This is a genomic window from Serratia nevei, assembly GCF_037948395.1.
Classification (GTDB): domain Bacteria; phylum Pseudomonadota; class Gammaproteobacteria; order Enterobacterales; family Enterobacteriaceae; genus Serratia; species Serratia nevei.
The window spans coordinates 1,606,428-1,630,215 of the sequence record NZ_CP149940.1 but is presented as its reverse complement, the minus strand read 5'-3'; the positions used below and the strand labels follow the sequence as shown (position 1 = coordinate 1,630,215).

Genomic DNA, 23,788 nt, shown 5'->3' with positions numbered 1-23,788 from the left:
CCTAATGTTAAAAACTAAACTCTAGCTTTTATACTCATATTGATAATAATCATAATAGTTAGTAGCCCGTCGCTCAACAGCATTCAAAATAATACCTTTAACTTCAATGCCATTTTGCTCAAAACGCCTCATACTTACTTCGATCTCTTTAACGGTATTCATCGCAAATCTGGCAACCATTAAAGATGTTCCAACATGATGACCTATAATAGCTGCATCAGTAACAGCTAGAATCGGAGGTGTATCGATAAGCACGAGATCGTAATTTTTAGTAGCCCAATCAACAAGGTCTCCAAAGCGCGAGGTCATCAATAGTTCAGCAGGGTTAGGTGGAACCTGGCCACGAGAAATGAAGTCCATTCCTTCTATATCAGTTTTCTTTATCGAGCTCTCTATTCCTATTTTCCCAGCTAAAATATCTGATAAGCCATTTGTCCCTTCGAAACCCAGCAAACTATGCGAATAACCTTTTCGCATATCGGCATCTATAATAAGAACCCTTTGCCCTGTTTGAGCAATAACAGCAGCTAAGTTAATGCTAACAAAAGTTTTACCAATATTAGGACTAGCACCAGATATCATTAAAACATTGTTTTTTGCCTCAAGCATTGCAAAGTGCAAACTAGTACGAAGACTTCGAATAGCTTCAATTGCTAGATCTGCAGGGTTTTCTGTAGAAAGAAGATTACCTTTGCCTGGTTGATGACGTTTTTTATAGTGAACAAACGTCTCTCTATCTTTCTTTTGTTGCCACTCAGAAAACGGGATGCTCGCGTATACGTTTATTCCTTCCTGTTCAAGCTGCTCTGGGCTTTCGATGCCCTTATGCAACATTGTTTTTAGCAAAACAATACTTACGGATATCAGCAAGCCTAAAATTGTTGCAATGATAATAATTAACAACGTACGTGGTTGTACAGGTTTGATCTGAGTGATTGCAGGATCAACCACACGGACATTGCCAACTGTACTCGCTTTGGTGATGCTTAATTCTTGCTGTTTATTTAATAACTGCATGTAAATTTCTTTACCTGCATCAACATCACGTGTTAACCGAATTATCTCTTGCTGAGTCTTCGGCATTCCATTAATTTTCTTATTTAAGTTACCTCGCTCTGTCTCCAATGTTTTACGCTTTTCTAACAATGCTCGATAAGCAGGGTGCTCTTTAGTGTAAAGCTTGGATATCTCGGCCTCTTTGAAAGTTAACTCGTTGAGCTGCGACTCTGTGGATACGATAGTATCCAGCATGGATTTAGCTTCAAGAGAGAGGTCGACAGAAGAGTTTTGTTGCCTGAAAAGATTCAGCTTGTTTTCAGCCGTATCTAGTGACTCTCGTACGATTGGTAATTGCTCTTTTAAGAAAGCCAGACTTTTTGCGGCCTCTTCCGACTTTCTTTCGACATTTTGCAATAAATAATTATTACTAATGCTTTGAAGCACTTTTTTGCCTTGCACGGGATCAGTACTCAAATAACTGAGATTAAGAACACCGGTATCCTTTCCCTTATCCACAACAGTCAAAGCTTTTAAAACTGTATTTATCGCATTAATCTTGTGTACTTTTTCAACAAAAAAAATCGTTTCGGGAGCCGCATCTATATCTGTTACAAGTAAACTAGCATAATCCGATGTTGCTAGTGTGCCTACTTGCCCTTTAAGAATTTCCGTATCATCAGCTGACAGAATATAATTATTTTTATCGACAATCTTAAGTTCCATCTGAGAACCAATCAGATCTTCACGCACATTAAGGCGTGAGAGTGCAATTTTGGGTTCTTTCTCTGAGATTAGCTGCTCCCAGGCGCGACCAAGAATAGGGAATCTTTTGACAGAAACGATAGTATCGAGACCAAGATCATCGACAGTTTTTCCTACTACCATCCTAGATTGGATCAATTCTATTTCGGTCGATGAAGTACTGGAATCATTATTAGAGATCATTTGTGACAGATCGCTAAGTATCGCATTCCCTGCCTTATTTTCAACCTGAATTAAAGCATCTGATTGATAGACGGGAGTTGCGAATATGACATATACCATGCTCACTACAGAGAATAAAAGGGTTATACCAATAATCAACCAACGATGATCAATCAGTATTCCAAATAATCTGCCGAGATCGATGTCATCCTGACCATTGCCAGTAGTGCCAGCTCTTTTATTTTCAGTCATTGTCATCTCTATTCATCAATTTAGTGCTTTAACCCATTTCTGCGCTGACTCAGCTAACAGCTTATAGACAAACTCAAAGACTTCGTCGCTCTTACGATAGGGGTCGACGACTTCTTTTCTATCGTTCCAATGGCCATAAAGCATCGTTTTTCCACGTGCTTCCGGTGAGAATTGGCACACAGCGTCAATATGCTTACGTTCCATAACAAGAATAAGTGAGCTTTTCCTACACATTTCGGTGGTTAGTTGGCGTGCAACATGCCCATTCAGACTTAACCCATGTGCATTAGCAACATTGATGGCTTTAGCATCAGCAGAGTTGCCAACTAAGGCTGAAATGCCTGCAGAGCTAATATCTTTGTGAGGAAGCAACTCCTTTAGTAAACGTTCACCGATAGGTGAACGACATATGTTTCCGACACAAACAATTAAAATTGAATCAAACATGTCTCAATTCCTACGGCCAGTTTCGGATACGCAAGCTAGCTTCAGTTAAATTATTAAAGCTAGAGATTGTAGGAGCAAGCTGTACTATGACACGGTTCCAACGAACGACAGGTGCAGCTGTAACATAAACAACATCATAAGGCTGTAAATGGAATTCAGTACCCATTACCATAGCGGTAGCATCAGCCATATTAAGTTGATATATATCCGCAATCTTTTTCCCTTGCGTTCCACGCAGAGGTCGAATAACAAACACACCTGTTGCATCAGCAGTGTTTTGATCCAAGCCAGCAGAATTGCCTAATGCTTCTGTTAAGGTCATACCACTGCGATCCATTTTTAATGTCGCCGGGGATTTGACTTCACCCATAACAAAAACTTTCAAATCATCGTTACGTGGTACATAAATGATGTCACCTGGATAGAGCAACTGATTTTGCGTTAAATCACCATTTTGCATCAACTTTTGAAGTGATAGTATTTGCTCTTTACCATTGTGTGTCAAAACTACATTTCGCCAGTCGGCATTAGCACTGAGTCCGCCTGCCGCATTAATGGCATCCAATACTGTCAATGGAATATTGGTAATTGGCTGTTGACCTGACTTCTCAACCTCACCAGTAATATAAGCTTTCTGAGATCTAAAGGCAGCTATATTCACATCCACTTGGGGGCTTTCAATGTATTGGGTCAGACGACTAGAGATTTCACTTCTTACCTGGCTGGCTGTTTTCCCTGAAACTTTAACCTTTCCTATGTAAGGGTAGAAGATAGTCCCATCGGATTGTACCCAGTTACCGGTATCACTCGCACTACGATACTGGCCTGCAGGCGTAGTTAGTTCTGGATGATCCCACACTGTGATGTTTAAAACATCACCAACACCAATTCTGTACTCATAATTCTTCGTTGCTTGCTCTAATAATACGTTAGGCTGAGCAACCACTTTTACCGGTCTAAGTTTGGCGATAAGCGAGGGAGTCAAAGGGTAAATGTTAACTAGTTCATCAATCTGAAAGTCACTATCTTCTTGTTTAACAACATTTTTGCTATCAGTTGTTAGGTGCTGACCGGGTGCAATTGCACACCCCGTTAGCATAGCTCCATATACAATGATTGCTAAAGCTTTAACTTTTGGATTTATCATTATTGATCACTACCATCTGAATATTTAAGTTAAATTTTTGGCGTTCGCTGGCGAATGTGAGCGATTATTTTACTCCGAAGAGCCATCACAGAATCACCACTGACATCATATAGGCTGTCCGTAGGTAAGTAATCTAACATACCATCCCTAGCAGCAGCAATGATTGGCACATTTCTTTCCAAAGCTTCCAACATGACAAGCGGTACGCCTTCGAACAGCGATGGTATTACCAGAAAATCAATCTTGTTCTTTTCTGCCACATCCCAAGAGTTGGTTGCCCAGCCATGAAAAACCATCGATATGTTGTCTGGTAATTTTCCCTGCATGTTTTTTAAATTTTTTAGATCTGGACCGTCACCAACTACATGCAATGCAATTTGATATTCGCCAATCCCTGAAAGGGCTTCCACTAATACATCATGCCCTTTTTGATGAAATTGCACACGGCCAATGATGAAAATATTAACGACATCAGTGACACAAAATTCTCGCACAGTGAAAGATGCTGAGGTTTTTTCAACGAAATTATGAACAATAAGGACTTTTGCTTTTCTATTTCTATTTATTAGTTCTTTTTCAAAAACTTTCGATATCGTTATATAATTATTACATAGCCTATAAGCTAAGGTTGAAAAACTATCTTTTAGCCATGCAGCTTTTGCCGCCATTCTCTTGAAAGAATGAGCATATGGTATATAGCTAGTCACAGTTTTATCAAGCAATCTCCCTGCGACAAAGTAACCCAGTCCCTGGAGAATATCACCCTGAACAACAATTATTTTACTTCCCTTTGGGGTTGATCGTAGCAACCTGATACAGCGTGATATGTATACAGGGTTAAAGAGAGCATGTAGGAACTCGGGTTTGAATAAATTGGCTTTAAATGATTCGTACGCAATTCCATTTTCAAACAGTGTTTTTTTTATTTTTAGATTATCAATAGGAACATACGCCAGAAAATTTCTTTCTTTAAATTCTTTTTGCTGTCTCAGTAACTTGATAAGTTCTATCGCCATAATCTCATGTCCTCCCACTATTTTGGAGGGGAAAATGAAACATATTGGACAATCGTCAAGCGCTGAAGAAAAGAGTTTAATATCACTGTCTATCATATCATTCATACGCAGGTCTACCCGTACCTATACTACGATTTGGTTTTTATTTATAGGCAGTATTCATAAAAAAATAATGACTACTTTGTTGTATTAGCTAAAACTCAAAGCAGTCCTTATTTATATATTACAAAACGTCTATGTCTATAGCGACCAAGAAAAATCATCCAACGAGAATATGGTGAACACTTGCACTGATGCTTTATAAATAAAACAAAAGTTGCCATGACCATATCCATATAATGACGAGAATTTATTTTCGAGGCATTCAGTTGAATGGCATGCTACGGTGTAGCATCAAAAAATTAGCTCTGTGCAAAATCTTTGCATTTTGCTATCAATTCATTTGCATATTGAAGGTGAATGTCTTTGTTTTTGATAAGAGTTCTAAGCCCTATTTTTTCACCAGAATACTCAAAGTTTGTAGTCGACTCAGCTTTATCATCAACATCAATTCTATTGAAGAAGTCAAACAGACCATCAAATCGACAATTGTCGACCTTATTCTTAAAGCCGCCATTAACGAAGATAACAGGAGTTCCCATAGCCAAGCACGGTAATGCTGTGTGAATTCTCGACGTCACTACCAATCTTGCATTAGCCAAGCGTCGCAGGAAATCATCGGCTAACTTAAACCCTACCTTCGCATCAATATACGGTATAATTTGTGTTTCAAACTTGGCTTGCTCTAATAATTCTGCATCGAAGTACTGATTTAGTATTTTTTTACGATGGGTGAATTCAAATGCCCGCCCATTTAGAATTCGTTTACCGAATCGAAGAGGCTGACGAATTAGCTCAGGTAACGTTTTGGAGTCATACATTACGTCGATGAAGTATACATCATCAGTAACTTTATTTCGCTTGTATGACTCTCCTAAGGTCAATGTCATGCATCCTGAGTAGTACGCATCAATCCCCTTTTTTTGCAACAAATCACGAGTGTAGAAATCGCGACAACCTATGGGCGAGTATTTTTTGAAATGCTCGACTGCTGCCGGAGTCAACATCTTTTCTGCAACCGTAGAGTTAATGTGTATCGATACATATAGCGGGCAGACATTATCTGATGGAGGGAAATTTTCAGGTAAATCCATGTACCAGGCATTCATAATCATTTTGGCTTTATTGCCTGCATATGAATTCATATGGTCACGAGGGATAAAATTATCTACATGAGGGAAAAATTGTTTAGCCGCTGTACTTTGGACATAGTCACCAAGGTTAATCCAATTGCGCTTAACATATACTTCACTTTCATAAGTTAACACACCATACTCATTATTCATATTTCAACCTTAATATATTAAACCCGTTTAAATCGATTTTTAATCATATTGATAATGTTCACCCTCTCTTTTTTGCTCACGATAAACAGAGAAAACATGATCAAGACAGCAAAGAGGTTAACTAACGTTAAACTAAAGACCCCAAAGAAACCACCTACCATATAATAACTACAATAATGACTTAAAAGAATACAAACTAAAGCTACAAATACCAAGCGAGGGAAGTCATAACATAAAAAACGATTGACGTTTATCCCTATAATTTTACCCACATAAATAACTCTAAAAATCAACAAAGATAAAGTGCAAGCTATTCGTGCAGAAACTGCAATGTAGATAGAGTAGCCGGAAAAATAAAGAATTAGGGTGAGTAAGAGAGAGAGTAGCATGATTGAAGAAACTATAATTTGATAGTTCCTAAGTCTCCCAACTGCATAAATCGCAGTCACATAAGGTCCCGACATTGAATCTATCAGAACATATATGGCAACTATTTTTATAAGACCGACCAAATACTCAGGAGGGGTATTTAGCCAAATTTCGGCAATAGCTTTTGCATCAATAAAAACCGGTATTGCAGAAACCATGACAACAAACGCTGTTAATTTGCAGGATAGCGATAATAGAGACTCAACTTCATGATGGTTACCAATCGTATACTGCTTTATTATTTGAGGATTAAATGCTGTCTGCAAAGTACCGATAATTCTATTAAAGGCAATCAATATTTGTTCTGCTAGCCAGACGGCGCCGTTAGCTACGACGCCTACAAAATAGTAGGTTAGTAACGCAATTCCCTGTGACAACCCTACCACACTTAGTGACCCCAGCATCGACCAACTAGAGAAGAAGAAAATTTCCTTCAGCAAACTCGCACTATCCTTCTGGCGAAGATTTATTTTACAAATACTTAACCGCGAAGTACAAAACTTAAGATAAACCGAAAAGACAAGAAAGTAACCTATTAGCAAGAATATCGCATAACCGATAATCTTATTTTCAACCGCCGAGATCGAGAAAATAAACACCATAAACCATCGCTGGAAGGCATCGAAAATACCGATTTTGGCGAATAAATCCATTTTTTCACATGCGATCATTGATGCTATAAATGGCGTTTGCATTATTTGAAAAAGCAAAGAAAGAATTGATATTTGATATACCCAGAATATATCATCTAGCCTTGCTTCTGGTACTTTTAACTTATGCAGTAAAAACCAAAGCCCAACTGTCTCTGCAACGAAAATTATCAACGCACATATGATTAAATGGACAATTATACTGACGTTAAATACTTTATTCGTCCAGGCAAAATCCATCTTCCCCAAGCCAACAGATAAAAAACGCTGTGTAGCCAAAGCCGAAACATTCTGAATGAACGAGAACAGTATGATTATGCTACCGACCAAGCTATACAAGCCGAAATCGTAAACACCCAAGGCTTCCAGAACCATTCGTGATGTATATAGCGTCGCAAACATGATTAACAACATGCGGCCATACAGCATGAAAGTGTTTTTCGCCATTAATTTTTTATTTACCACTTAGAGTTCTCTTCTCAGTAGAATAAAACTGACGTCGAGCGCCCATAATTCACCTCCCTTTCAGCCCCCATCCTTATGATGTAAAGAACACAAGGAGTTGCGGTTCTAGATAGATCACATTGAGGCTTCATTTAACCGAATTAGATTATCATAAACAATGAACTAACTTTCTCTTGTTAACATCAAGGACTTTGACATAGCAAAAAGAAAGACGAGCAAACTCTCGATTGCTCGACTTGTTTAAATAATTTCTATACTGCTGTAGTTACTTAGCGGGAAGCAATTCAAAATCAAATTGTTTAAGCCATTCTCGAAATGCGTGACCCTGTGTTGGGTGGCGTAATCCATAAGTCACGAAGGCCCGCAGATAGCCTAGCTTTTCACCGCAGTTAAACGACTCACCAACCAATTCAGTGGCCTCGACCGTCTGATGCTTCAGTAACTCGGCTATCGCATCCGTCAACTGAATACGTCCCCAGACACCCGGCTCGGTTTTTTCCAAAATGGGCCAGATGGCGTCTGACAGTACATAGCGCCCAACAGCCGAATAGTTGGATTTCAGTTGAACACGGTTGTCCGGCTTTTCGATGATAGCGGTAATGGGTGAGGATTCGCCTGGCTGCAACGTATTGTTCTGGCACTCGACAACAGAGTAATCGCGCAAAACATGCTCATCCACAGGTTGTATCAACAGCTGGCTCAATCCCGTCGCTTCGAAACGGGAAATCAGGTGTGCCAAGTTATCTTTTTTCAGATCGGCTTTAGCATCGTCAAGCAACACATCCGGCAACAGCACCACGAAAGGAGCGTTTCCGATCAATGGTTTGGCGCAAAGTACCGCATGCCCCAGCCCTTTAGGTTGCCCTTGCCTAATATGCATCAACGTTACGCCTTTCGGCGTTATCGATTGGACTTCATCCAACAACTGGCGCTTAACACGTGCCTCGAGCATCGCTTCCAGTTCAAAGGACGTATCGAAATGGTTTTCTATTGCATTTTTAGATGAATGCGTAACCAGAATGATCTCTTTGATGCCTGCGGCTACGCACTCATTAACAATATATTGAATCAAAGGCTTATCGACGATCGGCAACATCTCTTTAGGAATCGCTTTGGTCGCCGGTAGCATATGCATGCCAAGGCCAGCGACAGGAATGACAGCTTTCAACTTCGTCATGCTCGTCCTCTTCAATCTTGTGAACGTACTCAGCCACATGTTAGTTGTTATTCAAGGCCAGCTTCAACCATCGCGAGAAATCTTCACCTTCTGTGGCATGGCGCAAACCGTATTGCACAAAGGCCTTCATATAACCCAGTTTATCGCCGCAGTCGTGTGATTTACCGCTCATATGGAAGGCTTCCACTATTTGCTCATCCATCAGCATGGCGATAGCATCGGTCAACTGGATCTCATCGCCAGCACCAGGCGGTGTTTTCTCAAGCAAAGGCCAAATGTCTGCGGAAAGCACATAACGGCCAACAACAGCTAGATTTGAAGGTGCGTCCTCACGAGCCGGTTTCTCTACCACCGCCGTCATCGGTGCACTTTCACCCGCAATGAGCGCCGCACCCGCGCAATCTACCACGCCATATTTAGATACGTCTTCTTCCGGTACCGGTTCAACCATGACTTGACTGAATCCCGTCTCATCAAAACGCTGGAGCATCTTGGCCAGATTTTCTTTGCGAAGATCTGCCTTTGCTTCATCCAGTAAGACGTCCGGCAGGAGGACTACGAAGGGGTAATCACCCACCATCGGTTTGGCGCACAATACCGCATGGCCAAGTCCTTTCGCTTGCCCTTGGCGAACCTGCATCACGGTCACATCCGATGGGCAGATGTTTTGTACTTCAGCCAACAGCTGGCGTTTTACTCGCGCTTCCAATACTGCTTCTAATTCGAAAGAGGTGTCGAAATGGTTCTCAATCGCATTTTTTGAAGAATGTGTGACCAGTACGATATCTTTGATGCCGGCGGCAACACATTCGCTGACAATGTATTGGATAAGTGGCTTATCAACCACTGGTAACATTTCTTTAGGGATCGCCTTGGTTGCAGGCAACATACGCGTCCCTAGACCCGCCACGGGGATCACAGCTTTTAGTCTTTTCTGCATGTCCACTTCCACAAGCAATTAACTGATTTATTTAGCATAAACCACACCAATCGGACAAAGCATGGCAATACAAAAATTCATTTAGGCACGCTACCGCCCTTGGCTTAAAGCTACCAAAATGCTGTTGGTTGCGAATTTACTGGCGATTACCATCACACTTCTACGAGCCACGAAGTTTGTATGCCCACATGAATGTTTTGCGACTCACAAAACGGCAAAAATTGTGTGCCTTATAACCAAACAATGCTAGTTGTTGCCACTTATGAGGCTAAGATTCTTATACTATTAACTTACTGATACAAGCCTTAGATACCTGCGGTTAGGTGTTTTCAGAATAAGACTACTAACGATCTGTATACAGACGAAGTGTAGCATAGGGATTTATTTCAACGATCTGATTTATTTAAACTTTTAGTCATGTGTTTTTTATGAACAATTGGCTTCATGTGACCGGCTCTTCGTTGTTCACCCCATCCTGACGTTAGTAATGTCTTCATAAGCAACATGATGCCCCGCATGAAGAAGTGTTTTGCCAGCGAACAACTCATCAGTATTCTCCGTGAAATCGAAGCGCGTATATCTGCCCGTGAACTTGACCGTAAGCATGCGATCTCTGAAGCTACCTTTTATACTTGGCGTAAGAAGTTTGGCTGCAGGAATTACCTGAACTAAAACGTCTTAAGTCACTTGAAGAAGAGAATGCTCACCTCTAGAGGTTGCTCGCAGAATCCATGCTTGAAAAGAAAACATTACAGGCTATGCAGCGCCGAAAGTACTGGCAACAGACCACAAGCAGGTAGCTGCTGTGCTGCTGTAATGATGTGTGAAGCGACGGGCCTGTCGCAATGTCAGATCTGCTGGCTGGTTTGTACTTGTCGACGAGCCGCGATGAAGCACAGCGTCGACGACTGATGCGAATTTATCTGAACGCATCACCGATGCTGGCACCGGAGCGCAGACACATCGGTTCCCGCCGTAATGCAGCCACTGCGTCGAGAAGGTCTGCTTGTTATCCACAACTGATATGACTAACTGGCAGTTGTATCTGATCTTAGGGAGCAGGTCACAAGATCTATATACCGTTATACCGTTGCTCGGCCATAGTGGCCTCCTCAAGCGCGTTTAGGATTATTGGTTTTTTTGTCAGCCTAAATACCCCGTTTTCATCCACTTCCTCTGATTAAAGTTGAATTTTGCCGCCTCAGCGCCCATCATTCCCCTGCGGCATAAGCCGTAGAACTTACAGGTGAAATTGGGCGTATGGAATGGATCGCTGATCCAACAATTTGGGCCGGCCTGGCCACATTGGTCGTGCTGGAAATCGTTCTGGGTATAGACAACCTTGTCTTCATCGCCATTCTGGCGGACAAACTACCAAAACAACAAAGAGATAAGGCTCGTGTCGTCGGTCTGTTGCTGGCGCTGGTCATGCGCCTGGCGCTGCTCGCTTCCATCTCGTGGCTGGCGACGCTGACCAAACCGATGTTCATCGTCGCGGAGCACCCCTTCAGCGGCCGCGATCTGATCATGCTGGTCGGCGGGATATTCCTGCTGTTCAAGGCCACCATGGAGCTGAACGAACGGCTGGAGGGCAAGGATGAAGAACAGCACGGCGCACGCAAAGGCGCGCGTTTCTGGCCGGTGGTGGCGCAGATCGTGGTGCTGGACGCCGTTTTCTCGCTCGACTCGGTGATCACCGCAGTCGGCATGGTCGACCACCTGGCGGTGATGATGATCGCGGTGTGTATCGCCATCGGCCTGATGCTGCTGGCCAGCAAGCCGCTGACGCGCTTCGTCAACGCTCACCCGACTATCGTTATCCTGTGCCTGAGCTTCCTGCTGATGATCGGCTTCAGCCTGGTGGCGGAGGGCTTCGGCTACCACATTCCGAAAGGTTACCTCTACGCGGCGATCGGCTTCTCGGTGATGATCGAAGCATTGAACCAACTGGCACAGTTCAACCGCCGGCGCTTCCTGTCGAAGGTGCGGCCACTGCGCGAGCGCACCGCCGAGGCGGTACTGCGCATGCTGAGTGGTAAACACGAAGAAGCGGAGGTCGACAGCCACTCCGCCAACCTGCTGGCGGACAGCGACAGCGAAAACGGCGAGATCTTCAATCAGCAAGAGCGGCGCATGATCGAACGCGTGCTGGGCATGGCGCAGCGCACGGTCAGCAGCATCATGACTTCGCGTCACGACGTCGAATACCTCGAGCTGAACGATCCGCAGGAGAAACTGACGCAATTGCTGGAGCGTAATCAGCACACGCGCATCGTGGTGGTGGAAAGCAGCGCCAGCGACGAACCGCTGGGCGTTATCCATACTATCGACGTCCTCAAACAGCAGTTGGCGCAGGCGCCGTTGGATCTGCGCGCGCTGATACGCCAACCGCTGATCTTCCCGGAACAGCTCACGCTGTTAAGCGCCCTGGAACAGTTCCGCCAGGCGCAGACGCACTTTGCCTTTGTGGTCGACGAGTTCGGTTCCGTCGAAGGTATCGTCACCCTGACGGACGTGATGGAAACCATCGCCGGCAATCTGCCGGAGGCCGGCGAAGAGGTGGACGCACGCCATGACATTCAGCAAAACGAAGACGGCAGCTGGATTGCCAACGGCTATATGCCGCTGGAAGATCTGGTGCTGTACCTGCCGATGCCGCTGGAAGAAAAACGCGAATACCACACGCTGGCGGGGCTGCTGATGGAACACAGCCAGCGTGTGCCGCAAGAAGGCGAGCAAATCAAGATCGGTGACTATCTGTTCGAACCGCTGGAGGTTAACAGCCACCGCATTCTGAAAGTGAAGATCACCCCGCCTCCCCCACCGGAGGACTACGAGGTTTAGCATTGAGGCCGGGCATCGCCCGGCCTTTCTTTTACTGGGGAACCAACAGCTCGGTCGCCACGATCACCACCACCAACCCGACAATTACCGGCACCGAAGTGCGTTTCACCACTTCGAACGGCGAGATTTTCGCCATGCCGGAAACCGCCACCACCACGCCGGAGACCGGCGACAGCGTGCGGCCGAGGTTAGACGCCTGCAGCATCGGGATCACCAGATAGGCCGGATTCACGCCCATCTGCGCCGCCAGTTTCGGGATCAGTTCGACAAACGCATAAAACGGCGCATTGCCGGAACCGGTAGTCATGGCCGCCAGCATGGTGATCACCACCAGCACCAACATCATGATCAAACCACCGGTGCCGAACGACTGTGCCAGCCCGATCAAGCCGCTGATAAAGCCGACGGTGCTCAGCCCCTGCGCGAATACACCCGCGGCCACCAGCAGCATCACCACGCTGGCGAAAGCGTCCGCCATGCCGCGATAGGCCACTTCCAGGCCGCTGAATACCTGTTTGGCGCTGAAGCTGCGCACAAACTCGATCACGGCCGCCAACAGTATGCACCCGACCAGTACGGTAATGATATGCAGCTCCGGCCCCCATTTTCCGTCGAAAATCAGCACGCCGAGGATCGGCGTAAACGGCAAAATCGCATAGAACCCCGGCGCGTGGGTGTTGATTTCGCTGACGTCCATGATGTGATGCTTTTCATTGTTCTTTTTGTCGAGATAGCGCTGCCAGAAAAAGTGCGCCGCGGCCATGCAGACGATGGCGGCAATCGAGATCGGCAGCGTGGTTTTGAACGCGAAGTCCACCAGCGGCATCTCCGCCGCCTTGGCCGCCAGCACCACGTCGCCAGAGGTCGGCGCCAGGATAATCGCCGCCGGCGAAGCGCAAATGGCCGCCGCCGCCCCGCGGCTGATGCCAACGTTCACCATCAACGGGAATAGCGTCGCCATCAGCAATACGCCGAGGCCAGTGGCGGAAGAGACCGCCAATGACATCAGGCAAGCGACAAAATAGGCCGCCACCATCAGCAGATAAGGCGAGTTGATCATCTGCAACGGGCGCGAGGCCAGCTTGACGACCACGTCGTTGGCGCCGATATGCGTCATGTAAGCGGCGAAACCACACAGCATCATGATCATCATGCCCAGATCGCCGCCGCGGCTCATCAGCAAGATCTTGACGTATTCGATAATATCGGTCGCGCGCCAGCCGGTAGACGCGGCGCCGGACGGCAACAACGTTTTCCCCATTAGGGCGCTGATACCGAGCAGCAGTAACCCGCCCACCATCAAGACGCCGGTGGCGGAATACCCTTTGATGATGTAACGGCCTACACAGGCAGCAACGATAATCCCGATAGCGAGCTCAGTCATAAATAACCCCAAAGAAAATAGACAAATAATAGACTAAGGAAACGCCACGACTTAATCGTGATGCAAATCAAACAAAATAGGAAATATCGCAATAAATTGATGCTCCCTTGAATGACAGAACAATCCTAATAATAAATTTTCTTCATTTTCATAGATAACAATGCCATAACATTTGGAAAAGACATTTAACAACTTAATGTTTACAAGCTTTTATCAGATGCTATTATCGCTAACAACCTTCATCTTACATTGTGTTTTATGGGTGGACATATGAACAGAAGAGATCTGGTAAAAACTATCATAGCGGGCACCTCAGGAATTTTAGTAGCGAAGTCCTATGCGGCAGAGACCGTAAAAAGCATCGAATCCAACAGTACGGAACAAGACTTATCTTCAAGTAACAATTTATCTGTCCTCTCGTCAAAATTATCCGGCTATGATGGTGCTAAATATATAGGTCGTTGCCCAGATATTGATACATTAAGAAAAATAACCCCCCAATTTCCTGGGCAAAAAATTGATGTCGTTAGCTTTTACTCCACTAATGATATCAAATCAACAGGTGGAGGAGAGTTTTACTCAGCTCGTTCAAAAGATCTAAAGGAAAAAAATGGAATTGTTATTAGAGTAGATGAAACCTGGTGCTGGATAAGAGTTGACTCCGTATCAACAAATATTTGGCCAATTGAATGGCTAGGTGTCAGGATTGGTTCACCTCAGTACGGCGAGGACAATTCAAATATACTCCAAGAATCCATGGTAAATAACTATCGAGTTGAGCTGATTTTTCCAAGTGGAGTCACTTATCTTAAACCAGGCATATTACGGATACCGGGTAATTGGGCCGGAGTACTGAGAGGGAGCAACACAAGAAACTGTATAATATCACCAAGCGAGGATCCGAAAAATCCCGATGTGATACTTTTAGAATATAATCATGAGAAGATCTTCAGTTGGGGCTTGAGGATAGAAAATATTTCTTTCGATGGAAATAACTATACGTTAAGTGCACTACGCATTAGTAACGTCGGATATATTTACACCAACAACCTACAGATCTACTCTTTTCATGGTTGCAATCTTTGGCTAGATAAAGTACAAGATTCCGTTTTTGAAGCAACCAATATACAAGACGGTGGATACTCTACCGGTGATGTTAGCGACAATTCACAAACGACGCATCCGGCATTATTACTAACAAGCACCATCAAAAATGATGCGTGTAACATGATCAGATTCAACAACTGTCAAATAGAGAACAATAAGTGCAGCCCTTATGTTCGCATTAAAAGTGGAATTGGGCTCATGTTCACCCAAACACATGCCGAGGTTAGAGATCAAAATCAATGGGCAAAGAGAGACTTTTTAGAAGTTGATAATGCAGATGTACAAATAATTGAACATGCTGGTTCTCGCTTCAGAAACGCTGTATTAATTAAAGGCTACGGCGCAACCACGATAAGCGGGGGGCGTGCATTAGGTGGTGATATTAAAACTCTGGCTGAGGGGAAAAGAGGCAATATTTCTTTATCCAATTGCCGTGTAGGGAACATAATAATTTCGGCTTACTATGGAAATCATCAGTTCTCAAACGTCTACGCAGCTGATGTCATATTAAATAAAACGGCAGGTTCTATAAGATGGTTTGGCGGCTCGATAGGTCAACTGTCTGTAAATGGCTCTGTCAATCCATCCCTAGGAGTTCATTTTGATGGAGTTATCGTATCTAAAGACGTATATTTTAATGACAAACTCAATGACAGAAAATTATCTCATTCATTTATAAATAGTACTGTACTGGGAAATGTGATTTTTAACTGCATTAATGGCGTTTATTACGCTAACAATGTTGCAGGGAAAGAGTTAATTGGGGCAGAACAGAAAATTTCAATCCCAAGTAATGTGCGAACAATTTACAGTAATGCAGTGCCAACATCAGGTAGTTACAATCAAGGAGATAGAGTCATAAATACCCTCCCCATAGCTGGTAGTTGGGACGGTTGGAGATGCGTAGAATCAGGTTCTCCGGGTGTATGGAAGGGTTACGGTAAAATATCTGATTAATTACAGTTAATTGCCCCTACAGGAATGATAGTACTTCTCCCATAGGGGCTAATATTACAGCTTGTCGAGCAGCTTCTTCAGATCCTGGCCTTCGCGCGAATCCTTGTTCTTTTCAGCCCATTTGTTCAACGCATCCTTGGCCCGATCCTGCAGCGTTTTGCGCAGCACTTGATCGACCTGCAGTTGATAATTCAGCTGTTGCCAAGGCCCATAGACCCGCAGCGGGATCGGCGTTTTTTGCAGTTGCTCAATCAGCTCGCCGCGCCCTTGCCAACCGCCGGTGACGCGCACGTTGAGCGCCATGTCGCACTGTTTGCCCGGCATATCGATGCTGCCGGCGCCGGTCAGCGCCAGCAAAGGCGAATCCGCCGTCAGGCCGCTAAGTTTGACCATGCCCTGACTCAGGCTGGCCTGCGCCGAGACGCTTTTGACTTCGGTATAGCGCTGATAGCTGTCTTGCCCACGTACGCTGTTATCATTACGCGCCACCGCCTGCTGAATCAGCTGCTGAATATTCAGGCCGTGCAGCTGCGCATCCTGCATCGCCAGCTGCGCCGTACCGCGCCAGCGGCGCTCAAATGCCTGTGAAGAGAGGCGATCGCCGGTCAGATCCCCTTTCATGCTGAACTTGCCGGTGAGCATCTGCGGCATATCGAATGCCTTGAGCACCGTGCCGAGCTCAACCTGATTCAGCACCGGTTGTACGCTTATCACCGGTTTATTGCCGCGCGCGTCGAGCGTTCCCGGCAAGGAGAAATCTCCGCCGGCCAATTGCCCGGCAAGCTTGTGCAACGTCAGCAGGCCGCGTTGGTTGTCCGCCGTAACGGCCAACTGGGCAACGTTCATACCGCGATAGGTTACCTGTGCCGCCTGCAGGTTCAATTGTGCAGTGAAATCGCGCAGCGCCTCCAGGTTTTGCTGCCGATCGTCAACCTGGCTGGCGATCACCGGCGCGGAAGTCACGGCGGGCTGCTCGGCGGTCGTGGTGCTGGATTGCCAGCCGGAAAGCGCGTCGAGATCGAGGTTTGCCGAATTGAGGTTCACCACATAGCCGGGCACTGCCCCCAGCGTGGCGCTGATATCGCCGGTCAACTGACTGTTATTGGCGCTGACGTTAAGCTGGCCGACGGCAATCTGCGCCGGCGTCTGCTGATAGACCACCTGGGCATTACCCTCTCCCTGAATACCGCCGTTCAGAATATCCGCGCCCGCCAGTTGGTAATTGAACTGGGTCACTTTGGCGCCAATCTGGCGTGGGAACTGCTGCAGATCGACATCGGCCGCCATGCTGAAGGTCAGGTCACGTTGATCGCGGTTGACCCGGCTGGAAAGTTCCAGCTGCGCCTGGCGTTTCTCCGTTTGTTGCAGGGTGAGATTGATATCCCGGACATTGATTTGTTCGTTATCGGCACGCTGCCAAATCAGCAGGCTGTCCACCACCCGAAGGTTATCGATATCGAACTTCCAGGCCGCGTCTGCCGCGTCAGTACCGCTACCGGCGGGTGCGATTGGGGCGTCCACCTGCGAGTGCTCTTCGCTGTCGGGCGTGAGGCGGATAACCGCGTTTTTCAACATCACCTGCTTCACAAACAGCTGATGCGACAGCAGCGGCAACAGTTTGACATCGAGGCGCATGTTTTCCGCACTCACCACCGGCGCTTTGGCACCCGGTGCGGTTAGCGTCATGCGGCCGGCCAAAATGCTGAGCTGCGGCCAGATGTGCCACCGCAGGTCGCCTTCGAGCGTCAGCTGGTAGCCGCTCTTCTGCTCGACTTTTTTGACCATGTAGCCGCGAAAATCATTCGGATTGACCAGCAGTACCAGCGCGGACATCCCCGCCACCACGACCACCAGTAAAATCGCCAATGTCGTCAGTAATCTTCTCATGCCACCCTCTTGTCAGCGCCACACCGACGGTGCATCCCGCGCCGTTAGTCCTTGTCGATTCGACTGGCTACTGCGCCCTGCTGATCGCGATATTTTGCGTCCTGGCGGCTGTTGTATGGCCGGGCCGCCGGGCCGGACAACGGCTCAAAGCTCAAGGCGCCAATCAGCATCCCCGGCCGCAGCGCCAGCGGCAGCTTGCCGGAGTTGTAGAACTCCAGCACGATGCGCCCATGCCAGCCCGGATCGATACGGTGCGCGGTCACGTGCACCATCAGCCCCAGGCGCGCCAAAGAAGAACGGCCGTCGAGCCAACCCACCAGATCGTCCGGCAACGTCACGGATTCGAACGTCACCGCCAGGGCCAGCTCGCCGGGATGGAGGAAGAACGCCTCGCCTTCCGGCAGGACAATCTCGTCGCTCATCACGCGATCCAGCGCGGCGCTGACTTCGTCTTTCGGCCCGCTAAGATCGATAAAAGGCGCGGTATGGCCACTGAACACGCGGAACTGATTGCCCAAACGGACATCTACTGTGGCCCCGTTGATGCGTTCGAGCGGCGGGCGCGGGGAAATCACCAGTTTCTCGCTATCCAGCCAGGCTTCTATATCGCGGTCGCACAGTCTCATGTCTTTCTTCTCCATCAAAACGCGTCACTAAACAAAAATTGCCACACAACGGGCGAAAGGTCTACGCCGGGGTGCAAATAGTTGGCCACCGGCCGGAAATGCACATTTCCGGCCATTAAGCGGCATTATTCAAAGAATTGGCTGATTTTGGCTTTCAGAATATCGATCGCGATGCGGTTCTTGCCGCCGCGCGGGACGATGATATCGGCGTATTGTTTGGAAGGTTCGATAAACTGCAGGAACATCGGGCGCACGGTCTTCTGGTATTGCGCCATCACCGAATCCATCGAGCGGCCGCGCTCGTTGACGTCGCGCTTCATGCGGCGCATCAGGCAGATATCCAGCGGCGTGTCGACGAAGATCGAGAAGTTCATCTCCTGGCGCAGGCGGATATCCGTCAGCAGCAAGATCCCTTCCAGAATAATCACTTTTTTAGGTTCGAGATGGACGGTTTCTTTCTTGCGCGTGTGTTCGGTGTAGCTGTACAGCGGCAGTTCGATCGCCTTGCCGGCCTTCAGCATCTGCAGATGCTGGAACAGCAGATTGTGATCCATGGCGCTCGGGTGGTCATAGTTGGTTTTGACCCGTTCTTCCATGGTCAGGTGAGTCTGGTCTTTATAGTAACTGTCTTCTGGAATAACGCCGATGTGCTCATCGCCGACCTGCTCGCGGAGTTCGCGGTACAACGTGCTGGCAATAAGGCTTTTTCCGGAGGCAGATGCGCCAGCTATACCAATAATGACGCACTGATGCGGATTGTCAGTCATAAAATTAAAGACCTGATTTCGTAATGTGAAGGGGGGAACTAAAACGCGACAATTATAGGGAGTCGTCGGGGTTTGCGCCACTGTATATTGCGCGACGGCGGGCGAATTCGGGCTATCGCGCCGTATCGGCAACGCGCATTTTAAGAATCTCACGGCTAGGGCAATGCCCGGCAACAGGTTAAACTCCAGCGCTGACTTCTGGACCCCGTAGTCTTTCATCGGAGATTGATGTGCTGGATTGGTATTTTTTGACTTTTTTCGGCGACAGCATGCTGCTGCTACCCTGTGCGCTGATTCTGTTTTTGTTGCTGCTCGCGTCTTCCGCCACCCGCGCGGCAGGCTGGCAGTGGGCGTTGATCTTCGGCTTCACCGGCGGGCTGGTCTGCCTGTCCAAACTGGCCTTTATGGGCTGGGGTATTGGTAACGCAAGTTATGATTTCACCGGATTCAGCGGCCATTCGGCCCTCGCAGCCAGCATCTGGCCGCCGCTGCTCTGGGCATTGACCGGCCGATTTTCCCATCCGGTGCGCAGCCTCGCGCTATTGACCGGGTGGATATTGCCTTTCACCATCGGCGTGTCGCGGCTGGAAATTCGCGTTCACTCGGTATCCGAGGTGATCAGCGGATTGATTTTAGGCTACCTGGCCAGCGCACTGTTCCTGTGGCTGCAACGCGCCAAGGCTCGCCCATGCCTTTCCTGGCCACACCTGGCCATCGCGCTGGCCTTGCCGTTGGCACTGATGGGACATCGTCAGCCGGCCCCCACCCAGGGGTTGCTGGAACATATCGCCAAAACGCTGGCGCAAATCGAACGTCCTTATACCCGCGCGGATTTGCACAACCCTGTCCGCATCCCATAAAAAAACCCGGCGTTTAAGCCGGGTTCTTGCCTTGCCATAGGCAGATTACAGCGCGCGGAACGCAATCTCTGTCGGGATCGCCTCGCCCTGCCAATACATCTGCGCGGCCACGCGGCCGGCGAGCTGACGATACATCTCGGCGAATTCGCTGTCCGGGCGGCTGATCACCGTCGGCGTACCGCGATCCAGGTCTTCGCGCAGCGAGATATGCAGCGGCATCTGCCCCAGCAGACGGCTGTGGTATTTCTGCACCAGCTTTTCAGCGCCGCCGGTGCCGAAGATCGGCTCATGGTGACCGCAGTTGCTGCAGATGTGCACGCTCATATTCTCCACGATGCCCAGCACCGGCACATGCACTTTCTCGAACATCACGATGCCCTTGGCGGCATCCAGCAAAGCGATATCCTGCGGGGTGGTAACCACCAGCGCGCCGGTCACCGGAATGTTCTGCGACAGCGTCAGCTGGATGTCGCCGGTGCCCGGCGGCATGTCCAGCACCAGGTAATCCAGATCCGGCCACAGCGTATCCTGCAGCAGCTGCATCAGCGCCTTGCTGGCCATCGGGCCGCGCCACACCATGGCGTTATCGTCGGTCACCAGGTAACCGATGGAGTTGGTCGCCAGGCCGTGCGCCACGATCGGCGCCATGTGCTGACCGTCCGGCGAGGTCGGCCGCTCATGTTCGGTACCCAGCATGTTGGGGATCGACGGGCCGTAAATGTCGGCGTCCAGAATACCGACCTTGGCCCCTTCGGCGGCCAGCGCCAGCGCCAGGTTGACGGCGGTGCTGGATTTCCCCACCCCGCCTTTGCCGGAGCTGACGGCGACGATGTTGCGCACGCCTTTGATGCCGGCCTGGCCGTTGGCGCGTTTCAGCGTCGTGATGTCGTGTTTCAGCTTCCAGTCGATAGCGGAAGCGCCGGTCACGCGCAACAGCTCGGGGCCGACGCTCGCCTGCAGCGCCTCAAAACCGCTCTGCCAGGCAAACGGCATCGTCAGTTCGATATGCAGTACATCGTCCAGCAACGCGCAGTGATGAATGGCCTTCAATGCGGTCAGGTTGTTTTTCAACGTCGGGTGTTCAAAGGCGGCCAGTACACCGGTCACCAGGGCGCGCAGAACTTCGGGGTTGGTCTGCTCAGGGGATTTTGCGTTCATCCCGGCTCCTTGATTTTGAATGAGTAGCTTCCGGCTAAGCATATCAGAACTGCGCTGCCGCTGGCGCATATAACCTGCAAGAAACCGCCCTAGCAGCGAAGGGCGCGATCGGTTAACATCGAAGGCCCTTTTATTCATTACAGAAAGCAAGTTCTCACTATGGCTCAAGTCGCGAAAAAATTATTGGTGACGTGCGCGCTACCGTACGCAAATGGTTCCATCCATCTCGGCCACATGCTCGAGCACATCCAGGCGGATATCTGGGTGCGTTACCAACGAATGCGCGGCCACGAAGTGCATTTCATCTGCGCGGACGACGCGCACGGCACGCCGATCATGCTGAAAGCGCAGCAACTGGGCGTGAAACCGGAAGAAATGATCGCGGAGATGAGCCAGGAGCACCAACAGGATTTCGCCGGCTTTGGCATCAGCTATGACAACTACCATTCGACCCATAGCGATGAAAACCGCGAGCTGTCCACCCTGATTTACAGCCGCCTGAAAGAAAACGGTTTTATCAAGAACCGTACCATTTCTCAGCTGTACGATCCGGAGAAAGGCATGTTCCTGCCGGACCGTTTCGTGAAGGGCACCTGCCCGAAATGCAAATCGCCGGATCAATACGGCGATAACTGCGAAGTGTGCGGCGCCACCTACAGCCCGACGGAACTGATCGATCCGAAGTCCGTGGTTTCCGGCGCGACGCCGGTGATGCGCGACTCCGAGCACTTCTTCTTCGACCTGCCGGCCTTCAGCGAAATGCTGCAGGCGTGGACGCGCTCCGGCGCGCTGCAAGAGCAAGTGGCGAACAAGATGCAGGAGTGGTTCGAATCCGGCCTGCAGCAGTGGGACATCTCCCGCGATGCGCCTTACTTCGGCTTCGAGATCCCGGATGCGCCGGGCAAATACTTCTACGTCTGGCTGGACGCGCCGATCGGCTACATGGGCTCCTTCAAGAACCTGTGCGACAAGCGCGGCGATCTGGACTTCGACGAGTTCTGGCGCAAAGATTCCACCACCGAGCTGTATCACTTTATCGGCAAGGACATCGTCTACTTCCACAGCCTGTTCTGGCCGGCGATGCTGGAAGGCAGCAACTTCCGCAAACCGACCAACCTGTTCGTGCACGGCTACGTGACGGTGAACGGCGCCAAAATGTCCAAATCGCGCGGCACCTTCATCAAGGCCGGCACCTACCTGCAGCATCTGGACGCCGACTGCCTGCGCTATTACTACGCCGCCAAGCTCTCTTCACGCATTGATGATATCGATCTCAATCTGGAAGACTTCGTGCAGCGCGTAAACGCCGACATCGTCAACAAGGTGGTGAACCTGGCGTCACGTAACGCCGGCTTTATCAACAAACGCTTCGGCGGCAAGCTGGCCGACAGCCTGGCCGATCCGGCGCTGTACCAGACCTTCGTCGACGCGGCGCAGAGCATCGCCGAAGCTTACGCCGGCCGCGAGTTCAGCCGCGCGATCCGCGAAATCATGGCGCTGGCCGATCTGGCCAACCGCTACGTGGATGAGCAGGCACCTTGGGTGGTGGCGAAGGAAGAAGGCCGCGACGCCGATCTGCAGGCCATCTGCTCGATGGGCATCAACCTGTTCCGCGTGCTGATGACTTACCTGAAGCCGGTGCTGCCTTCGCTGACCGAACGCGCCGAAGCGTTCCTCAACGCCGAGCTGAGCTGGGACGCAATCCCGCTGCCGCTGCTGGGCCACCAGGTGAACGCATTCAAAGCGCTGTTCAACCGCATCGATCTGGACAAGGTCAGCGAAATGGTCAACGCCTCGAAAGAAGACATGGCCGCCGCCAAGCCGGTGACCGGTCCATTGGCCGATGATCCTATTCAGGAAACCATCACCTTCGACGACTTCGCCAAGGTGGACATGCGCATCGCCCTGATCAAGAGCGCCGACTTTGTCGAAGGCTCCGACAAACTGCTGAAGCTGCAGTTGGATCTGGGCGGCGAATCGCGCCAGATCTTCTCCGGCATTCGCTCCGCTTACCCGGATCCGAAAGCGCTGGAAGGCCGCCTGACCATCATGGTCGCCAACCTGGCACCGCGCAAAATGCGCTTCGGCGTTTCGGAAGGCATGGTGATGGCGGCGGGCCCCGGCGGGAAAGAGATCTTCCTGCTGAGCCCGGACAGCGGCGCGCAGCCTGGCATGCAGGTCAAGTAACCGCGCCGGCGCGTTACATCAAGGGTCGAGCTTGCTCGGCCCTTTTTAATGCCTCAAACCCAACGTTATAAACAGTAAGAAAAAGTCATAACCGCTCTGATTCCCTCGCCCGCCGCATCTCGCTATGATGCTCCGCAACAACAAATAGACGTCCAGACAGAAAGACTGCTATAACAGACC

The 23,788-nt window shown here is 48.9% G+C and carries 17 protein-coding genes and 1 pseudogene; 5 read left to right on the top strand and 13 right to left on the bottom strand.

Features of this window, described 5'->3' with window-relative positions:
* Positions 1 to 21 precede the first annotated feature (21 nt).
* The 8 genes from wzc to galU form a co-directional block, all read right to left on the bottom strand.
* Positions 22 to 2,175, bottom strand: coding sequence for a tyrosine-protein kinase Wzc (gene wzc, locus V8N38_RS07740; protein ID WP_147839526.1), 2,154 nt, complete (start codon positions 2,173 to 2,175; stop codon positions 22 to 24).
* A gap of 15 nt (positions 2,176 to 2,190) precedes the next feature.
* The gene (locus V8N38_RS07735) at positions 2,191 to 2,622 is read right to left on the bottom strand and encodes a protein-tyrosine-phosphatase (protein WP_047568487.1); all 432 of its coding nucleotides are present in this window, start codon (positions 2,620 to 2,622) and stop codon (positions 2,191 to 2,193) included.
* A 10-nt stretch (positions 2,623 to 2,632) separates the two neighbouring features.
* Positions 2,633 to 3,769: a polysaccharide export protein gene (locus V8N38_RS07730; protein WP_072021577.1), complete on the bottom strand. Its 1,137-nt coding sequence runs from the start codon at positions 3,767 to 3,769 to the stop codon at positions 2,633 to 2,635.
* A 29-nt stretch (positions 3,770 to 3,798) separates the two neighbouring features.
* Positions 3,799 to 4,890 carry a glycosyltransferase family 4 protein gene (locus V8N38_RS07725; RefSeq protein ID WP_147839527.1) on the bottom strand — a complete coding sequence of 364 codons (1,092 nt, stop codon included), beginning with the start codon at positions 4,888 to 4,890 and terminating at the stop codon, positions 3,799 to 3,801.
* A 296-nt stretch (positions 4,891 to 5,186) separates the two neighbouring features.
* Positions 5,187 to 6,170, bottom strand: coding sequence for a polysaccharide pyruvyl transferase family protein (locus V8N38_RS07720; protein ID WP_147839528.1), 984 nt, complete (start codon positions 6,168 to 6,170; stop codon positions 5,187 to 5,189).
* Between the two features lie 17 nt (positions 6,171 to 6,187).
* A complete protein-coding gene (locus tag V8N38_RS07715; protein WP_147839529.1) occupies positions 6,188 to 7,714 on the bottom strand; it encodes a hypothetical protein in 1,527 nt (508 codons plus the stop codon).
* A gap of 265 nt (positions 7,715 to 7,979) precedes the next feature.
* On the bottom strand, positions 7,980 to 8,891 hold the full coding sequence (locus V8N38_RS07710; protein ID WP_147839530.1) for a sugar phosphate nucleotidyltransferase: 912 nt from the start codon (positions 8,889 to 8,891) through the stop codon (positions 7,980 to 7,982).
* A gap of 40 nt (positions 8,892 to 8,931) precedes the next feature.
* Positions 8,932 to 9,831 carry a UTP--glucose-1-phosphate uridylyltransferase GalU gene (galU, locus tag V8N38_RS07705; RefSeq protein ID WP_147839531.1) on the bottom strand — a complete coding sequence of 300 codons (900 nt, stop codon included), beginning with the start codon at positions 9,829 to 9,831 and terminating at the stop codon, positions 8,932 to 8,934.
* A 516-nt stretch (positions 9,832 to 10,347) separates the two neighbouring features.
* On the opposite strand from galU, the pseudogene V8N38_RS07700 reads away from it, so the two are divergent.
* Both V8N38_RS07700 and V8N38_RS07695 read left to right on the top strand, forming a co-directional pair.
* Positions 10,348 to 10,848 (top strand): annotated as a pseudogene (locus tag V8N38_RS07700) (transposase); the annotation flags it as partial.
* Between the two features lie 243 nt (positions 10,849 to 11,091).
* Entirely contained in the window at positions 11,092 to 12,675 is a 1,584-nt protein-coding gene (locus V8N38_RS07695; protein WP_060440356.1) for a TerC family protein, read from the top strand.
* A 31-nt stretch (positions 12,676 to 12,706) separates the two neighbouring features.
* Here the strand turns inward: V8N38_RS07695 and dcuC are convergent, their stop codons facing one another.
* On the bottom strand, positions 12,707 to 14,059 hold the full coding sequence (dcuC, locus tag V8N38_RS07690) for an anaerobic C4-dicarboxylate transporter DcuC (RefSeq protein ID WP_147839533.1): 1,353 nt from the start codon (positions 14,057 to 14,059) through the stop codon (positions 12,707 to 12,709).
* Positions 14,060 to 14,329: 270 nt separating this feature from the next.
* Between dcuC and V8N38_RS07685 the strand changes: the two genes are divergently transcribed.
* Positions 14,330 to 16,123 carry a hypothetical protein gene (locus V8N38_RS07685; protein ID WP_147839534.1) on the top strand — a complete coding sequence of 598 codons (1,794 nt, stop codon included), beginning with the start codon at positions 14,330 to 14,332 and terminating at the stop codon, positions 16,121 to 16,123.
* A 54-nt stretch (positions 16,124 to 16,177) separates the two neighbouring features.
* On the opposite strand, the gene asmA is transcribed toward V8N38_RS07685, so the two are convergent.
* From asmA to udk, 3 genes are all read right to left on the bottom strand, one after another.
* The gene (asmA, locus tag V8N38_RS07680; RefSeq protein WP_147839535.1) at positions 16,178 to 18,010 is read right to left on the bottom strand and encodes an outer membrane assembly protein AsmA; all 1,833 of its coding nucleotides are present in this window, start codon (positions 18,008 to 18,010) and stop codon (positions 16,178 to 16,180) included.
* 44 nt (positions 18,011 to 18,054) lie between these two features.
* Positions 18,055 to 18,636: a dCTP deaminase gene (dcd, locus tag V8N38_RS07675; protein ID WP_019454407.1), complete on the bottom strand. Its 582-nt coding sequence runs from the start codon at positions 18,634 to 18,636 to the stop codon at positions 18,055 to 18,057.
* Between the two features lie 125 nt (positions 18,637 to 18,761).
* Positions 18,762 to 19,403 (bottom strand): uridine kinase, encoded by a 642-nt coding sequence (gene udk, locus V8N38_RS07670; protein WP_004938922.1) that lies wholly within the window; start codon positions 19,401 to 19,403, stop codon positions 18,762 to 18,764.
* A 230-nt stretch (positions 19,404 to 19,633) separates the two neighbouring features.
* Between udk and V8N38_RS07665 the strand changes: the two genes are divergently transcribed.
* Complete coding sequence (locus V8N38_RS07665) at positions 19,634 to 20,263, top strand: phosphatase PAP2 family protein (protein ID WP_147839536.1); 630 nt, start codon at positions 19,634 to 19,636, stop codon at positions 20,261 to 20,263.
* Between the two features lie 45 nt (positions 20,264 to 20,308).
* Here the strand turns inward: V8N38_RS07665 and apbC are convergent, their stop codons facing one another.
* Complete coding sequence (gene apbC, locus V8N38_RS07660) at positions 20,309 to 21,421, bottom strand: iron-sulfur cluster carrier protein ApbC (RefSeq protein ID WP_038880999.1); 1,113 nt, start codon at positions 21,419 to 21,421, stop codon at positions 20,309 to 20,311.
* A 159-nt stretch (positions 21,422 to 21,580) separates the two neighbouring features.
* Between apbC and metG the strand changes: the two genes are divergently transcribed.
* Positions 21,581 to 23,608, top strand: coding sequence for a methionine--tRNA ligase (gene metG, locus V8N38_RS07655; protein ID WP_147839537.1), 2,028 nt, complete (start codon positions 21,581 to 21,583; stop codon positions 23,606 to 23,608).
* Positions 23,609 to 23,788: the final 180 nt, after the last annotated feature.